Source organism: uncultured Azonexus sp., from assembly GCF_937982035.1.
Taxonomy (GTDB): domain Bacteria; phylum Pseudomonadota; class Gammaproteobacteria; order Burkholderiales; family Rhodocyclaceae; genus Azonexus.
Genome location: NZ_CALJNI010000005.1, coordinates 33,333 through 49,738, shown reverse-complemented (window position 1 = coordinate 49,738; position 16,406 = coordinate 33,333). Strand labels below are relative to the sequence as shown.

General features: G+C 65.3%; 19 protein-coding genes. 9 read left to right on the top strand and 10 right to left on the bottom strand.

The features are described 5' to 3' along the window. Nucleotides 1-60: 60 nt before the first annotated feature. The 5 genes from Q0799_RS05055 to Q0799_RS05035 form a co-directional block, all read right to left on the bottom strand. Complete coding sequence (locus Q0799_RS05055) at nucleotides 61-1,425, bottom strand: sensor histidine kinase (protein WP_298395164.1); 1,365 nt, start codon at nucleotides 1,423-1,425, stop codon at nucleotides 61-63. Then, nucleotides 1,422-2,084, bottom strand: a complete 663-nt coding sequence (locus Q0799_RS05050) for a response regulator transcription factor (RefSeq protein ID WP_298395161.1) — start codon at nucleotides 2,082-2,084, stop codon at nucleotides 1,422-1,424. Before Q0799_RS05050 ends, Q0799_RS05055 begins: the two co-directional genes overlap by 4 nt. Continuing rightward, on the bottom strand, nucleotides 2,084-2,410 hold the full coding sequence (locus Q0799_RS05045; protein WP_298395158.1) for a PepSY domain-containing protein: 327 nt from the start codon (nucleotides 2,408-2,410) through the stop codon (nucleotides 2,084-2,086). Before Q0799_RS05045 ends, Q0799_RS05050 begins: the two co-directional genes overlap by 1 nt. 13 nt (nucleotides 2,411-2,423) lie before the next feature. Then, entirely contained in the window at nucleotides 2,424-2,777 is a 354-nt protein-coding gene (locus Q0799_RS05040) for a hypothetical protein (RefSeq protein ID WP_298395155.1), read from the bottom strand. A gap of 101 nt (nucleotides 2,778-2,878) precedes the next feature. Beyond that, complete coding sequence (locus tag Q0799_RS05035) at nucleotides 2,879-3,160, bottom strand: hypothetical protein (protein ID WP_298395152.1); 282 nt, start codon at nucleotides 3,158-3,160, stop codon at nucleotides 2,879-2,881. A 133-nt stretch (nucleotides 3,161-3,293) separates the two neighbouring features. Between Q0799_RS05035 and Q0799_RS05030 the strand changes: the two genes are divergently transcribed. The 6 genes from Q0799_RS05030 (at nucleotide 3,294) to Q0799_RS05005 (ending at nucleotide 7,379) form a co-directional block, all read left to right on the top strand. After that, entirely contained in the window at nucleotides 3,294-3,707 is a 414-nt protein-coding gene (locus Q0799_RS05030; RefSeq protein ID WP_298395149.1) for a DUF1924 domain-containing protein, read from the top strand. 21 nt (nucleotides 3,708-3,728) lie between these two features. Further along, nucleotides 3,729-4,220, top strand: a complete 492-nt coding sequence (locus Q0799_RS05025) for a diheme cytochrome c (RefSeq protein WP_298395146.1) — start codon at nucleotides 3,729-3,731, stop codon at nucleotides 4,218-4,220. A gap of 21 nt (nucleotides 4,221-4,241) precedes the next feature. Further along, a complete protein-coding gene (locus Q0799_RS05020) occupies nucleotides 4,242-4,622 on the top strand; it encodes a PepSY domain-containing protein (protein ID WP_298395143.1) in 381 nt (126 codons plus the stop codon). Further along, a complete protein-coding gene (locus Q0799_RS05015; protein ID WP_298395138.1) occupies nucleotides 4,565-5,944 on the top strand; it encodes a ferric reductase-like transmembrane domain-containing protein in 1,380 nt (459 codons plus the stop codon). Before Q0799_RS05020 ends, Q0799_RS05015 begins: the two co-directional genes overlap by 58 nt. Nucleotides 5,945-6,015: 71 nt before the next feature. Then, nucleotides 6,016-6,702, top strand: coding sequence for a class I SAM-dependent methyltransferase (locus Q0799_RS05010; protein ID WP_298395135.1), 687 nt, complete (start codon nucleotides 6,016-6,018; stop codon nucleotides 6,700-6,702). Further along, nucleotides 6,699-7,379: a lipopolysaccharide kinase InaA family protein gene (locus Q0799_RS05005; protein WP_298395132.1), complete on the top strand. Its 681-nt coding sequence runs from the start codon at nucleotides 6,699-6,701 to the stop codon at nucleotides 7,377-7,379. Before Q0799_RS05010 ends, Q0799_RS05005 begins: the two co-directional genes overlap by 4 nt. Before the next feature lie 15 nt (nucleotides 7,380-7,394). On the opposite strand, the gene Q0799_RS05000 is transcribed toward Q0799_RS05005, so the two are convergent. From Q0799_RS05000 to mtnA, 4 genes are read right to left on the bottom strand one after another with little or no spacing between them, the layout of a single operon-like run. Beyond that, nucleotides 7,395-8,426, bottom strand: a complete 1,032-nt coding sequence (locus Q0799_RS05000) for a cyclic nucleotide-binding domain-containing protein (RefSeq protein WP_298395129.1) — start codon at nucleotides 8,424-8,426, stop codon at nucleotides 7,395-7,397. A 16-nt stretch (nucleotides 8,427-8,442) separates the two neighbouring features. After that, nucleotides 8,443-9,396: a CDF family Co(II)/Ni(II) efflux transporter DmeF gene (gene dmeF, locus Q0799_RS04995; protein ID WP_298395126.1), complete on the bottom strand. Its 954-nt coding sequence runs from the start codon at nucleotides 9,394-9,396 to the stop codon at nucleotides 8,443-8,445. After that, nucleotides 9,393-10,022 carry a class II aldolase/adducin family protein gene (locus tag Q0799_RS04990; protein WP_298395123.1) on the bottom strand — a complete coding sequence of 210 codons (630 nt, stop codon included), beginning with the start codon at nucleotides 10,020-10,022 and terminating at the stop codon, nucleotides 9,393-9,395. The genes dmeF and Q0799_RS04990 overlap by 4 nt, the downstream gene beginning before the upstream one ends. Beyond that, nucleotides 10,015-11,103 carry an S-methyl-5-thioribose-1-phosphate isomerase gene (gene mtnA / locus Q0799_RS04985; RefSeq protein ID WP_298395120.1) on the bottom strand — a complete coding sequence of 363 codons (1,089 nt, stop codon included), beginning with the start codon at nucleotides 11,101-11,103 and terminating at the stop codon, nucleotides 10,015-10,017. The genes Q0799_RS04990 and mtnA overlap by 8 nt, the downstream gene beginning before the upstream one ends. Before the next feature lie 49 nt (nucleotides 11,104-11,152). Between mtnA and Q0799_RS04980 the strand changes: the two genes are divergently transcribed. The 3 genes from Q0799_RS04980 to Q0799_RS04970 all read left to right on the top strand — a co-directional run bounded on the left by Q0799_RS04980 (nucleotide 11,153) and on the right by Q0799_RS04970 (nucleotide 13,642). Further along, a complete protein-coding gene (locus Q0799_RS04980) occupies nucleotides 11,153-12,316 on the top strand; it encodes a pyridoxal phosphate-dependent aminotransferase (RefSeq protein ID WP_298395117.1) in 1,164 nt (387 codons plus the stop codon). Nucleotides 12,317-12,401: 85 nt separating this feature from the next. Further along, nucleotides 12,402-12,836 carry a large conductance mechanosensitive channel protein MscL gene (mscL, locus tag Q0799_RS04975; protein WP_298395114.1) on the top strand — a complete coding sequence of 145 codons (435 nt, stop codon included), beginning with the start codon at nucleotides 12,402-12,404 and terminating at the stop codon, nucleotides 12,834-12,836. Between the two features lie 155 nt (nucleotides 12,837-12,991). Then, complete coding sequence (locus Q0799_RS04970; protein ID WP_298395111.1) at nucleotides 12,992-13,642, top strand: hypothetical protein; 651 nt, start codon at nucleotides 12,992-12,994, stop codon at nucleotides 13,640-13,642. 4 nt (nucleotides 13,643-13,646) lie between these two features. Here the strand turns inward: Q0799_RS04970 and glnE are convergent, their stop codons facing one another. Then, a complete protein-coding gene (glnE, locus tag Q0799_RS04965) occupies nucleotides 13,647-16,352 on the bottom strand; it encodes a bifunctional [glutamate--ammonia ligase]-adenylyl-L-tyrosine phosphorylase/[glutamate--ammonia-ligase] adenylyltransferase (RefSeq protein ID WP_298395109.1) in 2,706 nt (901 codons plus the stop codon). Between the last annotated feature and the right edge of the window lie 54 nt (nucleotides 16,353-16,406).

Here is a 16,406-nt window from a genome sequence, read left to right as displayed (position 1 = left end):
ATTTTGTTGTTGCTTAAGGCATTGTGCATCACCTTTGCGGGTTGTGTGCCGATTTCCCTGTCACCCCCGTGGCAGGCTCAGCCTGGCACACAATCCCCCAAGCGGCGATTGCCCAAGCACCAGTTCCCCGTCGTACAAGCCGGCCAGTTCGCTGACGATGGCCAGGCCCAGGCCGGAACCGGCAACCTTCTCGTCGCCGCGCTGGCCCCGTTGCAGCAGGGCGGCCCGTTGATCGTCCGGGATGCCGGGGCCGTCGTCGTCGATAGCCAGGTGCAACTGCTCCGCATCGGCCGAAATGGCGATGCGTATTTCGCTTCTTGCCCACTTGCCGGCGTTGTCCAGCAGGTTGCCGAGCATTTCCTGGAGGTCCTGGGCTTCGCCGCGAAACAGCAATTCGCGTGCCGTCTCGTCAGGGGTGAAGGTAAAGCGGCGTTCGGGGTGGACGCGCTGCATGACGCGGATCAGCCCGTCCATGACCGGCGCCACCTGACAGCGCAGGCCTTTGTCCTGGGCGGCGGCGGCAACCCTGGCCAGCGCCAGGTGACGGTCGATCTGCTGGCGGGCGGCAACGACCTGGTTGCGTACCAGTTCGGCGAACGGGTCGTCGACCTCGGCGGCTGCGTTGGCCATCACGGTCAGCGGGGTTTTGACCGCGTGGGCGAGATTGCCGGCCTGGTGGCGGGCGCGGGCGACGAAATCGGCATTGCGGCTGAGCACGGCATTCAGTTCGTCAACCAGCGGCTGGATTTCGCTCGGGTGGTCTTCGCTCAGTGTCGTCCGTCGGCCATCGCGCAGCAGTGACAATTCGTCGCGCAGGCGCTTGAGCGGGCGCAGACCGGCGACAACCTGGAAGGCCGCCGCGACCATCAGCCCACCGGCGAGCAGGGCCAGGGCGCCGATCAACAGCGTGCGGAAGCGCTCGATGGGTTCGGACAGCAAACGTTCGTCGGCGGCGACGATCAGGCGCCAGCCTTGATCCGGGTTTTCGGCCGGTTGCATGACCTGTTCCAGCATGCGCAGCGCTTCCCCGTCCGGGCCGGTGACGCGATGGGTGTGGCGCTCGCCATCGGCCAGCCGGTCGCCGGGAACCTGCAGCTTTGCATCCCACAGCGAGCGGGAGCGCAGCACGATCGTGTCGCCGTTGTCGGATGCCATGCGCTCGACCTGCCAGTAAAGGCCCGAGTAGGGCCGTTCCAGGCGCGGGTCGCTGAGTGTCCGGGCAAGCACGGGATTGCCGGCGGCATCGGTTTCAAGATGACCGGCCAGTTGGGCCAGGTGCATGCTGAGTTCGTTGTCGAACTGGCGCGACAGCTGCTGTTCGAACATGCTTTGCAACATCCAGCCGGCAACGCCGACAGTGGCCGCCACCCAGACCAGCGTGCCGGCCAGCAGGCGGAACCGCAGCGAGGTGCTGCCAGCCTTCATGAAGGAGGACCCAGGCGGTAACCGAAGCCGCGTACCGTTTCGATCATCCCGTTGGGCAGCTTCTTGCGCAGCCGGCCGACGAAGACTTCGATGGTGTTGGAATCGCGGTCGCTGTCCTGCGGGTAGATGTGCTCGGACAGTTCGCTGCGCGAGACGACTTCGCCGCGGCGCTGCATCAGGTAGGCCAGCACCTTGAATTCGTGGCTGGTCAGCGCCAGACTCTGACCATCGACGCTCGCTGTCGCCCGCCGGATATCCAGACGCAAACTGCCGCACACCAGCTCGTTGCTGGCCTGGCCGGCGCTGCGCCGGATCAGGGCGCGCAGGCGGGCGAGCAGCTCTTCCATGTGGAAGGGTTTGACCAGGTAATCGTCGGCACCGGCGTCGATCCCGGCCACCCGCTCATGCCAGTCGCCGCGCGCAGTCAGGATCATTACCGGCATGGTGCGCCCGCCACCCCGCCAGCGTGTCAGTACCGACAGTCCGTCGAGCAGCGGCAGGCCGAGGTCGAGGATCACCGCGTCGAAATCGTTCTCCATGCCCAGATGCAGCGCATCGCGCCCGTTGACCGCGACCTCGACGATGTAGCCCTCAGCCTTCAGCTTGCGGGCGACCTGGAGATTCAGCGTCGGTTCGTCTTCGACCAGCAGGATGCGCATCAGTCCCGCCTCCCATGCCGGCCGCCTTGCCGCCCCTTGATCTCCAGCACACTGCCGTCGCGCGCGTCGATCAGCAGTTTGTTGATGCCGCCGTCGCGACGCAGCATCTTCACTTCGTAAATCCAGCGCTGGTCCTCGTGTTCCAGTTCGACTTCCAGCACCTCGCCGCGATGTTCGCGTTCGATGCGTGACAGAACCTGGCGCAGCGACAGGATCTCGCCGGCTTCCAGTGCCCGTCGGGCAACCTCGTGATCCTGGCGACTGCCGGCCTGGACCGGCGCAATGCCGATGCAGGCCGATAGCAGGAACAAGCGGAGCTGTCGCAACAACATTACAGGGTTATTGACGGCCACGGCCGGGACCCATGCCCTGGCCGCCGCCGTTCATGCCCGGCCCCATGCCGCCACGCGGGCCGGCATAAGGTCTTTGTTCCGGCGGTGTGGCCGGCAGGGTAACGCCACGTTCCTGCGCGCGTTGCACCATCTGTTCGTGGTGTTTGGCGCGCACGGCGGCGCGCTCCTCGTCGGTGCGGGCGTTGCGCATGGCATTGCGGTGCTCGACACGCTCCTGCTCGGTCATCAACTGGCTGCCAAATATCGGTTCGGCGGCCGGGTCGGCCGCGAATGTGCCACCCGAACCCAGGAGCAGGCCGGCGGTGACGAGACTGATCAGCAATTTGCTTTGGGACAACATGATGGACTCCTTCACGCATTGAATGATGGCACAGGCTTGTTCATTCCCCGATTCCTGTTTTACCCCTGTCAACATGAACGCGGGCTGAATATTGCCGGCGTCTAGTCGTCTTCGTCATGACCGTGATGTCCTCGGTAGCGTGGCGGTTCGTAGGGCGCTTTGGGTTGCTCGCCGAAACCGGCGCGATAGACCTCGGCGCTGGTGAACCGGCAATCCTGGCGCGAGCCGACCGTCTTGAGCAACTCGGTATCGGGTTTGGGCAGCGTCCCGACCTGGCTGGTGATCCGGGTCCTGATCTGTTCACAGCTTTCATCCGGTACCGGGTTGGCAAGGCTGCTCAGTGGCAGGAGCAGGGATAAACAGAGTGCAAGTGGCGTTTTCATGGCGCTTTCCTTCGAGTGGAATGTCGCCATGCTCGGTGAGCCAAGCTGAATATTCGCTGAATCCGCGCTTCAGGTTGCGTTCAGGTATGCGGCGGCATAGTTCGCTCCATCGCTGATCCGGAGGTTGTCCGCCATGAAATTCCGTCTTGCCCTTTCCTGTTTCGCGCTTTCGTTCCATTCTCTGCTGGCCAGTGCCGGTCCGCTCGAAGCGCAACTGGCTACCTACGCCACTGCCGCCAAGGCGGCCAACCCGGCGTTTGCGGGGTTCTCCGCCGCCCGCGGCGAAAAGCTGCATGTCACCAATTTTGCCCTGGGCAAGCCGGATACGCCGGCCTGCACGAGCTGTCACGGCAACGATCCACGCGCTGCGGGCAAGACCCTGACCGGCAAGTTGATCGAGCCGATGGCCCTGTCGGTCTCGCCTGGGCGTTATGCCGATCCGGCCAAGGTCGAGAAGTGGTTCAAGCGCAACTGCAACGAGGTGCTCGGCCGCGAATGCACCCCGCTCGAAAAGGGCGACTGGCTGGCTTTCGTCAGCAGCCGCTGAAACAGAACGGAGGAAACGACCATGAAATTCCCGACCCGACCCCTTGCCCTCGGCCTGCTGGCCCTCGGTTTTTCCGCCCTGATCTTCAGCCGCGCCCAGGCCGGCGGCGGTCATTACTATCCGCCGGTCGCCGATCCGGTAGTCAAGGAAGAATGCGGTAGCTGCCACCTGGCGTTCCCGGCATCGATGCTGCCGGCCTCGTCGTGGAAACGGATGATGGGCGAACTTGACAATCACTTTGGCGACAACGCTTCCGTCGATTCCGAGGTCGCCCGCAAGATCACCGCCTATCTCGTCGCCAACGCCGCCGATACCGGTGGCCAGCGCTACGGCGCCAAGTTGCAGCGTGGTGTCGATCCGGCCTCGGCGCCGCAGCGCATCACGGCCTTGCCCAAGTGGGTGCGCGAACACCGCGAAGTGCCGGATTGGGAATGGCGGCACAAGGACGTGCGCAGCAAGGCCAACTGCACGGCCTGTCATGCCGACGCCGAGCTCGGCTACTACGAAGATTGAACGTTTCAGGGAGATAGCACCATGACTTTTTCGCACCGGATGTTTTCCTTGGCCCTGGTCGCCGCGCTGATGGCCGGCGTGCTGAGCTTTTCTCAAGCCGCTCGTGCCGATTCCGAGCGCAGCGGCAACTGGCTGCCGATTCCCCGTCTGATCGAAAAGCTGGAGGCGGCCGGCTATCGCAATATCGAGAAGATCGAGCGTGAGCACGGACGTTACGAAGTGCGGGCCACCAATCCCCAGGGGGCGCGCAGCAAGCTGCTGCTCGATGCGCGTACCGGCGAATTCGTCGGCGCGCAGCGCGCGTATGAGCGGCAGGATGGCCGCCGCGGAGAAAGCGGCGGCGAGTGCAACAAGCGCCGCTGTCGCGACGACATGCCGGCGACGCCGGCCGGGAGCCGCTGATGGTCAGGGGCGTGCTTGTCTTGCTGACTGCCGCGCTGGCCATGCTCTGGGGTTGGGATGTGCTGCAGGCACCGGCCTCGCCGGCGCATCCCTGGTGGATCGCGCGGCAGGAGGCGATGTACCTGAGCGGCCTGCTGGCGATCGGCCTGATGTCGCTGGCGATGTACCTGGCGACGCGTCCGGTCTGGCTGGAAGCGCCCTTCGGCGGCATGGACCGCGTCTATCGCGCGCATAAATGGGCGGGTATCGTCGGCGGCAGTTTCGCGATCATGCACTGGCTGGTCGAGATGTCCGACGACATCCTCAAATCGACCATCGGCCGTGCCGGCCGGGTGCCCAAGGAAAAGACCACCGGTCTGCTCGACAGCATGCAGGATCTGGCCGAGGACTTCGGCGAATGGGGCTTCTACATCCTGCTGGTGCTGCTGGCGATCACGCTGTGGCAGCGTTTTCCCTATCGCCCCTGGCGTTTCCTGCACCGGGCGATGCCGGTGATCTACCTGCTGCTGGCTTTTCACTCGGTCCTGCTGGCGCCGCGCGATTACTGGACGCAGCCGGTTGGCTGGGTGCTCGCCGGGCTGGTTGCGGCCGGCGTTTATGGCGCGTTGCGGGCCTTGCTCGGCAACATCGGACAGGCCCGTCGGGTACGCGGCGAAATCATTGCCGTGACGCAGCCGGCCCCCGATGTCGTCGGCGTTTCCTGCCGTTTGCCGGCGGCCTGGCACGGACATCGTGCCGGACAGTTCGCGCTGGTCACCTTTGACCCGGACGAGGGCGCGCATCCCTTCACCATCGCCAGCGCCGACAGCGGCGACCGGACCGTCGAGTTCCGCATCAAGGCGCTTGGCGACCATACCCGCCAGCTTCCTACGCTGCTGCGCCCCGGCCAGCCGGTCGACATCGAAGGGCCCTACGGACGCTTCGACCTGTCCCGCATCAATCCCAGGGCACGGCAATTCTGGGTGGCCGGCGGCATCGGCGTGACGCCCTTCCTGGCCTGGCTGGGCGCCTTGCAGAACAGCGCAGCGCCGGTGCCGGCGGCAGACCTGCACTACTGTACCCGCGACCGCGAGCGCGATCCCTTCGTGGCCGAACTGCAGTCGTTGTGCGCCGGCTTGCCCAGCGTTCGCCTGCATGTCCACGGCGGTGCCCAGGGCGACGTGCTGGATGCGCATCGCCTGCTTGCGGATATCGGTCCCGCCGAAGCAGCCGAAGTCTGGTTCTGCGGTCCGGGTGGGCTGGCCGATGCGCTGCGCCGGGGAATTGCCGGGATCGGCAGGCGGCGCCTGAGTTTCCATCAGGAAGCCTTCGTCATGCGCTGATTTCAGCTTCGCTTAAGCGCACCGGGTCATAGTTGGCCCGGGTCGCAACCATGAATCAGGAGTACACAGGAATGTCGACAGAAAAAACCGTTGAGCTCGAGTTCTCGAAAAAATACGATGCGGTGCACGCCCGCCAGTATTTTCACAAACACGGCGATGGTTGGTCACGACGCCTGTCGGATTGGCGCGAGCAACAACTGGCCCGGCATGCCCTGGCCCTGGCCGGTGAGCCCGACCTGGTACTCGACCTGCCCTGCGGCGCCGGTCGTTTCTGGCCGACGCTGGCGGAAAAGGCGGGGCGCCTGATCCTGGCTGCGGACAATTCGGCCCACATGATCGAGGTGGCGCGGCATTCCCAGGCGCCGGCCATTGTTGAACGTGTGCGCACTTTCCAGACCTCGGCCTTCGCTATCGATCTGGAAGGCGAGGCGGTGGATTGCGTTTTCTGCATGCGCCTGCTGCATCACATCGCCGATCCGGTGCATCGACTGGCGATGTTGCGCGAATTCCATCGCGTCAGCCGCGATACCGTGATCGTGTCGTTGTGGGTCGATGGCAATTTCAAGTCCTGGCGTCGCAAACGCCTGGAAAGGCGGCGGGCGGCGCGCGGCGGCAACGAGAACCAGAACCGCTTCGTCGTTTCGCGAGACACGATCGAGGCGGAATTCGCCGAGGCCGGTTTCGCGGTCATCGGTGCCGAGGATTTTCTCCCGGCCTACGCCATGTGGCGGGTCTATACTTTGCGCAAGACATCATGAGCGGCACGGCATCCCGGGGTTTCGAACGCTGGTGGCGTACCGAGGGCGAATGGGTCGAAGAGGCCAACCAGCGACGCGGTGGTGAGAGCGGCGTGCAGCGTTTGCCGGGGGAGCGTCGCTCGCTCTACTGCAAACGCCAGTCCGGGCATGTGCACCGTTCCCTGTGCCATCCGCTCGGGCGACCGACCGTGTTGCGCGAGGCCGAGTCGATTCGCGCCTTCCGGGCGCTCGGTCTCGGCGTGCCCGAACTGGTCTATTGTGGCGCACGCAAGCAGGGCGATACCTGGCAGGCTTTGCTGGTGACCGAGGAGTTGCCCGGCTTTGTCGCTCTCGATCGCTGGTACGCGACGCAGGCGGAAAGTGTATCGCCGGCGGCGCGGGGGCTGCTCCTCGATCGCCTCGGTCAGTCGCTGGCGCTAATGCACGCTGCCGGCTGGCAGCACGGCTGCCTGTACGCCAAGCATGTATTTGTCCGGGTCGAAGAAGGCAGCTATGGGCCGACGGTCGAAGTGGCGCTGATTGATCTTGAGAAATGTCGGCGCCGCTGGCGACGAAAATTTGCCGCCCGCCACGACATGGCGCAGTTCTCGCGTCACCGCGGCGGTATGCCGCCGGCCGACTGGGAACGTTTGCTGGCAGCGCATTCGGCAGCCCTGGCTGCCCTGGGATTGTGCTGAGAAGGCCGGCTGGTTTCAGCCGGCCTTGCCGGCACCCAGGGCGTCCAGCCCGCCAGCGAGGACACGGACGTCGAAGCCACGCTGGCTGAGCAGGAAAGCGGCGGCGCTGCTGCGTCGTCCGCTCTGGCAGAGCAGGATGTGGGTGCGCTGCCGGTCGAGGCTGGTGGCTTTCAGGCGGAGCAGGTAGAGCGGCAGGTTGATGCTGCCTTTCAGGCTGCCGGTCTGGTATTCGCTCTCCAGGCGGACGTCGATCAGTTGTGCCCCGCGCTTGATCAGTTCGGCGCCCTGGGCGAGGTTGATGTGCTTGACCAGCGGGGTCCGCAGCAGTGTGTCGAAATCGGCGGCTGGCAGGCGCATCAGTTCACCGGCCTGGCGCATGGTGACAGTGGCGTTGCGCGGGTCACCGGAAATCAGGGCCTCTTCGCCGAAGCCCTGGCCGGCCTGCAGGTTGGCCAGCGGGACTTCCTTGCCGTCTTCGGTAGTGCGGGTGACTTGCGCGCTGCCGTTGCGGATCAGGTAGTAGTAATCCCCCGGCTCGCCCTGGCGGACAACGACTTGTCCGGCGGCCACCGGCATGGCCTCGAAGCGGCCGAACAGCAGGTGCAGGTTGCCCGGCGGAATCTTGCTGAAGGCCGGGTTGCTGAGCAACTGGAACATCCATTGCGGATCGTCGCCCTCGAATTCGGTGATTTCGTAAGCCGTTGCCTGGTCGCGAGCGAGCAGGTCGTCGAGGTCGTCGTCGGTAAAGATCAGCAACTGACCATGGTCGACCGCCTTGCAGCTATGGGCACGCGGCTTGAGGCGGGAGAACGGGTGACAGGCGGCCTTGTCGTCGGCGCGCAGGCGTTGCGGCGGGCTGCCGTCACCGGCGTCGAGCACGACTTCGCCGGACAGCAGGTAGCAGGTGTAAATGTCCTTGTCGCCTTTGTTGAAGGCAACCTGGCCGGGAACCAGCTGCATGCCTCGCGCCATGTTCAGGGCTTGTGCCTGGGCTTGCCGGGAGAGGTCGGAGATCGGGATGAAGCGCGAAATTTCTGCCGGAGTCATGATGGGCGATCTGTCTTCAGGTGGGGCATTCGTCACAGTGGTGGATTTCCACCGTGACATGAACGATTTCCTCGTGGATGGCCAGTGCCTGGCGCACGGCCAGCGGGGTCAGTGCGGAACTGTGGGTGAGCAGCGAGACGGCACAGGCGTAGGTCCCGTTGCCGACGCGCCAGACATGGAGGTCGGTCAGGTGGGTGCCGGCCGGTAGCGTGGCGATGACTTCGCGGATTTCCTCGACCACCGGGTGGTCCATCTCGCGGTCGAGCAGGACGCGGCCGGTGTCGCGCAGCAGGTTCTTTGCCCACAGCGCGACCAGCACGGCGCCGACCAGCGCGCAGGCCGGGTCGAGCCAGTCCCAGCCGTAGATCCAGCCGCCGGCCAGGGCGGCGATGGCGAGGATGGAGGTCAGCGCATCGGTGATGACGTGGATGTAGGCGGCTTTCAGGTTGAGGTCTTGGTGATGATGACCGTGGTCGTGCCCATGTCCGTGTTCGTGGTGATGGTCGTGACCGCCGGCCCGGTGCAGGATGGCGGCGCAGCCGAGATTGACCAGCAGGCCGAGGATGGCGACCGCCATCGCCTCGCCGTAGCGGATCGGTTGCGGTTCGAGCAGGCGGTGGAAGGCGCCGAGCACCATCAGGCCGGCGACGGCGAGCAGGAACAGGGCGCTGGTGTAGCCGCCGAGCACCTCGATTTTCCAGGTGCCGAAGGTGAAGCGCGGGTCATCGGCGTATTTACGGGCGGCGCTGTAAGCGAAGACCGACAGGCCAATGGCCAGCGCGTGCGAACTCATGTGCCAGCCGTCGGCCAGCACCGCCATCGAGTTGAACCACCAGCCGGCGGCGATCTCGACGATCATGGTCGCCAGCGTGATCCACAGTACCCAGCGGGTGCCGGCTTCGGCGCGGGCATTGCCGGTGCCGTAGTCGTGCGATTGCTCCCAGCGGGAGAGATCGTGATGGGCGTTCATTGCTGACCGTAGGCCTTGAACTTCTCGATGACTTCGTCCATGTCGCCCCGGCCCAGCAGTACTGGCTGGCCGAGCTGGCAGGCGCGCCAGTACTGTTCGCACAGTTCTTCCAGCTCGATGGCCAGGGCCAGCGCCTGGTCGAGGTCGCGGCCGGCGACGAGGAGACCGTGGTTGGCCAGCAGGCAGGCGCAACGGCCCTCCATGGCGCGCAGTGCAGCGTCGGACAAGGCCTGCGAGCCGAAGATGGCGTAGTCGGCGCAGCGTACGGTATCGCCGCCGAAACGGGCGATCATGTAGTGGAAGGGCGGAATCTCCAGGCGCAGACAGGCCAGGCTGACGGCGAACGGCGAATGGGCGTGGAGCACGGCGCCGAACTCGGGTCGGGCGGCGTAGAGGTCGCGGTGGAAGCGCCACTCGGATGAGGGTTTGCGCCGCCCTTGGTGGGAGCCGTCGAGCGCCATGCGCGGGATGTCTTCTGCTTCCAGGCCGGCGTAGGGCATGCCGGTCGGCGTGATCAGGAAGCCGTCGCCGTCACGCACGCTGACATTGCCGGCGGTGCCGCGATTGAGCCCGGCCGGCTGCATGGCCCGGGCGGTGGCGATCAGTTGCCGGCGCAGTTCAGTCACGGCTTTCTTCCGGATAGCGCGCGAGCAGGCCGGCCCGGCTGGCCGGGCAGACGCCGCGCTCGGTGATGATGGCGCTGACCCGCGCCGCCGGGGTGACGTCGAACGCCGGGTTGGCCACAGCTTCCTCGGCCGCCAGCTGGCGCACGGCAGCGGGCTGGGTGTGGTGGTCGAGGCCGTGCACCAGGCGGAATTCGTCGCCGTCGCGTTCCTCGATCGGAATCGCGCTGCCATCCGGACAGGCGAAATCGAGGGTTGATCGCGGTGCGGCGACGTAGAAGGGAATGGCGTTGTCGGCGCAGGCCAGGGCCTTCAAGTAAGTGCCCACTTTGTTGGCAACGTCGCCATTGGCGGCAATGCGGTCGGCGCCTACGATGACGGCGTCGACCTGGCCGCTGCGCATCAGGAGGCCGGCAGCGTTGTCGGCGATCAGCGTGTGCGGCACGCCGTGCTGGGCCAGTTCCCAGGCCGTCAGCAGGCCCTGATTGCGCGGCCGGGTTTCCGACACCCAGACATGTACCGGCAGGCCGGCGTCGTGCGCGGCATAGACCGGCGACAGCGCGGTTCCCCAGTCGACGGTGGCCAGCCAACCGGCATTGCAGTGGGTCATCACGTTGAGCACATGCCCCTGTTCGCGCTGCAACTGGCGGAACAGCGCCAGGCCGTGCTGGCCGATGGCAGCGTTCTGGGCCACGTCCTCTTCGGCGATGGCCTCGGCTTCCTGCCAGGCTGCCGCCAGCCGCTGCACCGGGGCCAGCGGCTGCAGGCAGGCCTGCATGCGGGCCAGCGCCCAGTGCAGGTTGACCGCCGTCGGCCGGGTCGCGCCGAGTTCGGCGATGGCCTGGGCCAATCCCGTGTCGGAGGCGTCCTCGGCGACGGCGATGGCCAGGCCGTAGGCCGCAGTGGCGCCGATCAGCGGCGCACCGCGCACCTGCATGGCGCGGATCGCATGCGCCGCCTCGGTCAGCGTACGCACGCGCACCCAGTGCAGCGCATGCGGCAGCCGGGTCTGGTCGATGATGTCGATGGCGCGCTGCTCGGGATGGGCGCGCAGGGTTCGGGTGGGGATGCCGTCGATGTTCATGGGGTGCCATTGTGGCATAGTGGGCGCTTGCCCAGAACCCGTTCCCAGCATGGATACACCGATTCACATCAATTCCCGCTTCCCCGCGATGGGGACGACCATTTTCACGGTCATGTCGAAACTGGCGGCCGATTGCGGCGCCGTCAATTTGTCGCAGGGCTTTCCCGATTTCCAGGCCGAGCCGGCGCTGTTCGATGCCATGCATCGCTACATGCTGGCCGGGCGCAACCAGTATGCGCCGATGGCCGGCCTGCCGGAGTTGCGTCAGGCCATCGTGGACAAGGTGGCGGCGCTGTACGGCACCCGTTTCGACGTCGACCGCGAGGTGACGGTGACGGCCGGCGCGACGCAGGCGATCTTCACGGCGATTGCCGCTTTCGTCCGTCCCGGCGACGAAGTCATCGTCCTTGAGCCAGTCTACGATTCCTATGTGCCGGCGATCGAGACGGTGGGCGGCAAGGCGGTGTTCTCGCGGCTGCGTTTTCCCGATTACACGCCGGACTGGGACGAAGTGCAGTCGCTGGTGACGTCGCGAACGCGGATGATCATCGTCAATTCGCCACACAACCCGACCGGCAGCCTGCTCACCGCCGCCGATCTCGAACGCCTGGCGGCCATCGTGCGCGGCACCGACATCGTGATCCTGTCCGACGAAGTCTATGAGCACATCGTCTACGACGGGGAGGCGCACGCCAGCCTGTGCGGCCATCCGGAACTGGCGGCGCGCAGCATCGTCGTTTCCAGCTTCGGCAAGACCTATCACATCACCGGCTGGAAGATCGGCTACGTGGTCGGCCCGGAAGCCCTCATGGCCGAGTTCCGCAAGGTGCACCAGTTCAATGTGTTCACCGTTCATGCGCCGTCGCAACTGGCGATTGCCGAGTACATGCAGGATGCTTCACGCCATCTCGGTCTGGCGGCGTTTTACCAGGAGAAACGTGATTTCTTCCGCGCGCTGATGCGCGACACGCCGTTCGAATTGCTGCCCTGTCGCGGTACCTATTTCCAGTTGGCGCGCTACGGACAGATTTCCGACCTGCCGGATACCGATTTTGCGCAGTGGCTGACCCGCGAAGTCGGTGTCGCCGTGATCCCGGTATCGGTATTTCATGCCGACGGCCATGACGAAAAGGTGGTGCGTTTCTGCTTCGCCAAGCGGGAGGAAACGCTGGTCGCGGCGGTCGAGCGCCTGCGTGCGGCATTTGCAAAGTAGTGTGGAGAAATGCAAAGCGCCTTGACGGGCGTTCACCATCGCCCGAATAATCCTCCGGTCACCTCATTTCAGTAAAGGAAACAGCATGGGAATGCTTCAGGAATTCAAGGAGTTCGCCGTCAAGGGCAATGCGATGGACCTGGCGGTTGGCGTCATCATCGGCGCCGCGTTCGGCAAGATCGTCGATTCCATCGTCGGCGACCTGATCATGCCGCTGGTCAGCATGGTCGTCGGCAAGCTGGATTTTTCCAATCTGTTTGTCGTGCTTGGCGACAATCCGGACAATCTGGTTGCGCTGGCCGACCTGAAGAAGGCCGGTATTCCGGTGTTTGCCTATGGTTCCTTCGTGACCATTCTGCTCAATTTCATCATCCTGGCCTTCATCATCTTCATGATCGTCAAGCAGATGAACCGCCTGCGCAAGGAAGAGGCCGCGCCGGCGCCGGCCCCGGCCGAACCGCCGCCGACGCCGGAAGATGTCATGCTGCTGCGTGAAATCCGCGACGCGCTGAAGAAGTAGTCGTTGCCGACGCTGTTGCCGGGCCGCCTGCGGGCGGCCTTTTTGTTGCCGTTCGCGCGAGGGGTGCAAGAAAGCGTAACAAATCGTGAACACGGTGCTCCGGCATCGCTGGCAGGACGTTAATGGCTACTGGACCATCCAACAGAGAGCCTGTCATGAACAAACGTCTGATCCTCGCCGCCATCCTGGCCTCGCTCGCCAGTGCGTGTGCGGTCGTTCCGGTCGAGCCTTATTACGGCGGTACGGTCGTCGTCGAACCGCCACCACTACGCGTCGAGTATCCCGGTTATCCGCCTTATCCCGGTTACGTCTGGATTACCGGTTACTGGTCCTGGGGTGGGCTGCGCCATGTCTGGGTGCCGGGGCGCTGGGTGGCGCCGCGTCCTGGCTATGTCTGGGTCGCGCCGCGTTGGGTCCGCGACGGGCCGCACTGGCGGATGCACGAAGGGCGCTGGGATCAGGACGAGCGACCGCGGACGGCGCCGCCGCCACCGGCACGCATCACCCCGCCGCGCGTCGACGAGCGCGAAGCGAAACGGCATGACGACCGGCGCGATGACCGGCGTGGACGCGATGATCGCCGGCATGATGGGTATCGCCCGGATTACCGCCCCGACTATCGGCCGCAGACCCGCCCGGAAGCGCCGCAACGGTCGCCGGAAATGCATCATGAGCGGCGCCGGCTACCTTCGGGCGCTCCCGAGGCGGGACGCGACGAACGGGTACGTGAGGAACGAGACGAACGGGGCGAGCAACGTGGGTCGGGGCGCCGCCGTGGCGAGGCGACGACCGACCTGTATCGCTGAGCGATCAGCTGCGTTCGCCGAAAACCGCCTGCCAGAGTGCATCGACTGCGAGAATGTGGCGTTCAACCTCTTCCCGCGGCACCGGTGCCTTCGGTGTCGCCGACAGTCGGCGAATGTGTTGCAGGCGACGGTATTCGCGGTAGGCGTTGCCGGCAGCGAGCGCCAGCTCCGGTTCGATCAGGCCGAGTTCGCCAGCGATGCGTAGCAGGGCGATATTGCCGAGGTTGCCGGTCAGTTCCGGGTGGCTGTGGGCATGGCCGAGGACCAGGTACTGGACGATGAACTCGACATCGATGATGCCGCCCGGGTCGTGCTTGAGGCCGAAATGACTGTCGCTCTTCGAGGCATGGGCGTCGTACATCTTGCGCCGCATGGCGATGACTTCCTCTTGCAGTTTTGCGAGATCGCGTGGCTGCTGCAGAATTTCACAACGAATGGCTTCGAAGCGAGCGCCCACTGACTTGTCGCCGGCGCAGAAACGGGCGCGGGTCAGCGCTTGGTGTTCCCAGGTCCAGGCGTTGTTCAGCAGGTAGTCGCGGAAGGCATCGACGGTGACCGCCAGCAGGCCGGCGTCGCCGTTGGGGCGCAGACGCAGGTCGGTCTCGAACAGGATGCCGGCCGAAGTCTGGCTCGATAGCCAGGTATTCATGCGCTGGGCCAGGCGGGTGTAGTTTTCCTGGGCGTCCTGGTCGTCGTCATCGTAGAGATAGACGAGGTCGAGGTCGGAAGCGTAGCCGAGTTCCTTGCCGCCCATCTTGCCGTAGCCGATGACGGCGAATTTCGGCGTTTCGCAATGCCGCTTCTTGATCTTGCGCCAGACCAGCGGCAGGGTCTCCTGGACGATGCTGTCGGCCAGTTCGGTGAGGTGGTCGGACAGCGACTCGATGGTCTGCAGGCCGGCCAGGTCCTGTGCCAGCAGGCGGAAGACCTGGGCGTGGTGCATTTCCCGCAGGATGTCCATCTCGCGCTCGGTATCGTCGAGGTGGTCGGCCAGGCTAGTGCGCAGCTGCTCGCGGAAGCCGTTCCAGTCGGTGGCGCTGTCGTAGAGCCGGGGGTCGAGCAGTTCGTCGAGCAGCAGCGGGTAGCGGTTGAGGTATTCGCTGGCCCAGGTTGACGCGCACATCATGTCGGCGACGCGCTTGAGCGCCAGCGGGTACTGCTGCAGCAGCGCCAGGTAGGCGCCGCGTCGGGCAATGCTTTCGAGGAAGGTGATGCCACGGACCAGCGTCGTATCCGGGTCGCTGGTCTGGCCGGCGGCCTCGATCAGGCGGGGGCCGACCGCGTCGAGGCGCTGCCGGTTGCTGACCGGCAATTGCTGGTAGCGGCTAGCGGCACGCAGATCGGCGAGGCGACCGATGGCGTCCTGAGGGCGGCGGAAACCGAGATTGCCGAAGGCTTCGATGGCGGTGTCGTCGTCAAGCTGGCCGAGCCATAGACCGGTCAGCGGGTGGTCGCCGGCTTCGGGGTCGGAGAAGATGGCCTCGAAATGCTGGCTGACCTTGCTGCGATGACCGTCGAGCACGGCCAGCATCGCCGGCCAGTCGGCAAAGTCCATGCTGGCGGCGATTTTCTGACGCTCGTCGGGGTCGCTGGGCAGCATGTGCGTCTGCGCGTCGTTGACGTATTGCAGGCGATGTTCCAGGCGGCGCAGGAAAACGTAGGCTTCGCGCAGTTCCTGCTCGGTTTCGGCGGGGATCAGTTGGCGGGCCACCAGTTGCTTTAGTACCGACAGGGTTGGCCGGATCTGCAGGCCGGGGTCGCGGCCGCCGCGGATCAACTGGAACACCTGGGCCATGAACTCGATCTCGCGGATGCCGCCGGGACCCAGCTTGACGTGATCGGCCATGTCCTTGCGCGCGACCTCGCGGCGGATCTGCGCGTGCAGGTCGCGCATCGCGTTGATTGCGCCGAAGTCGAGGTATTTGCGGAAGACGAAGGGGCGGGCGATCTTCTGCATCGCCTCGATCCATTCCGGCTGCAGGTTGACGCCGGTGTTCATCGTCCGGCCCTTGATCCAGGCGTAGCGTTCCCACTCGCGGCCCTGGGTGATGAAGTAGTTCTCGAGCGAGTCGAGCGAGCAGACCAGCGGTCCGGAGTCGCCGTTCGGGCGCAGGCGCATGTCGACACGGAAAACCTGGCCGTCGGCGGTGATGTCGCCGAGCGCCTGGATCACGCGCTTGCCGAGGCGGGTGAAAAAGTCGTAATTTTCTATCGTCTTCGGGCCCGCGGTGTCGCCTTCCTCGGGGTAGATGAAGATGTAATCGACGTCGGACGAGACGTTCAGCTCGCGTCCGCCGAGCTTGCCCATGCCGATCACCAGCATGCGTTGCGGCCGGCCCCGGCTGTCCAGCGGTTCGCCGTGGGTGGCGGCAAGCTGGCGGTGATAGTGTTCGAGGGCGAAATTGGTGGTGACGTCGGCGAGCAGGGTCATGCTTTCGACGACTTCGGCCAGGGGGGCCAGACCGCACAGATCGCGCAGCGTGATGTGCGCCATGGCCCGCTGGCGCAGGTGGCGCAGGCCGGTTTTCAGGGCTTCGTCGTCGGCGAACGGGCGGTTCAGCGGTGACCGCAGCATTTCTTCGTCGAGTGGGCGCAACCAGTCGGCGGCGAGTTCGGCAATCAGTGCCGGGCGGGCCAGCAGCAGGTTGTTCAGGTAACGGCTGTGGGCCAGAGCCCTTTCCCAGCGGGGGTCGATCGGAGTGGTGTCCATGTTTGCGTTCGGCTCCCTGCCGAGAGGGTAGAATATTCGTCCTGCTTCCAGGCT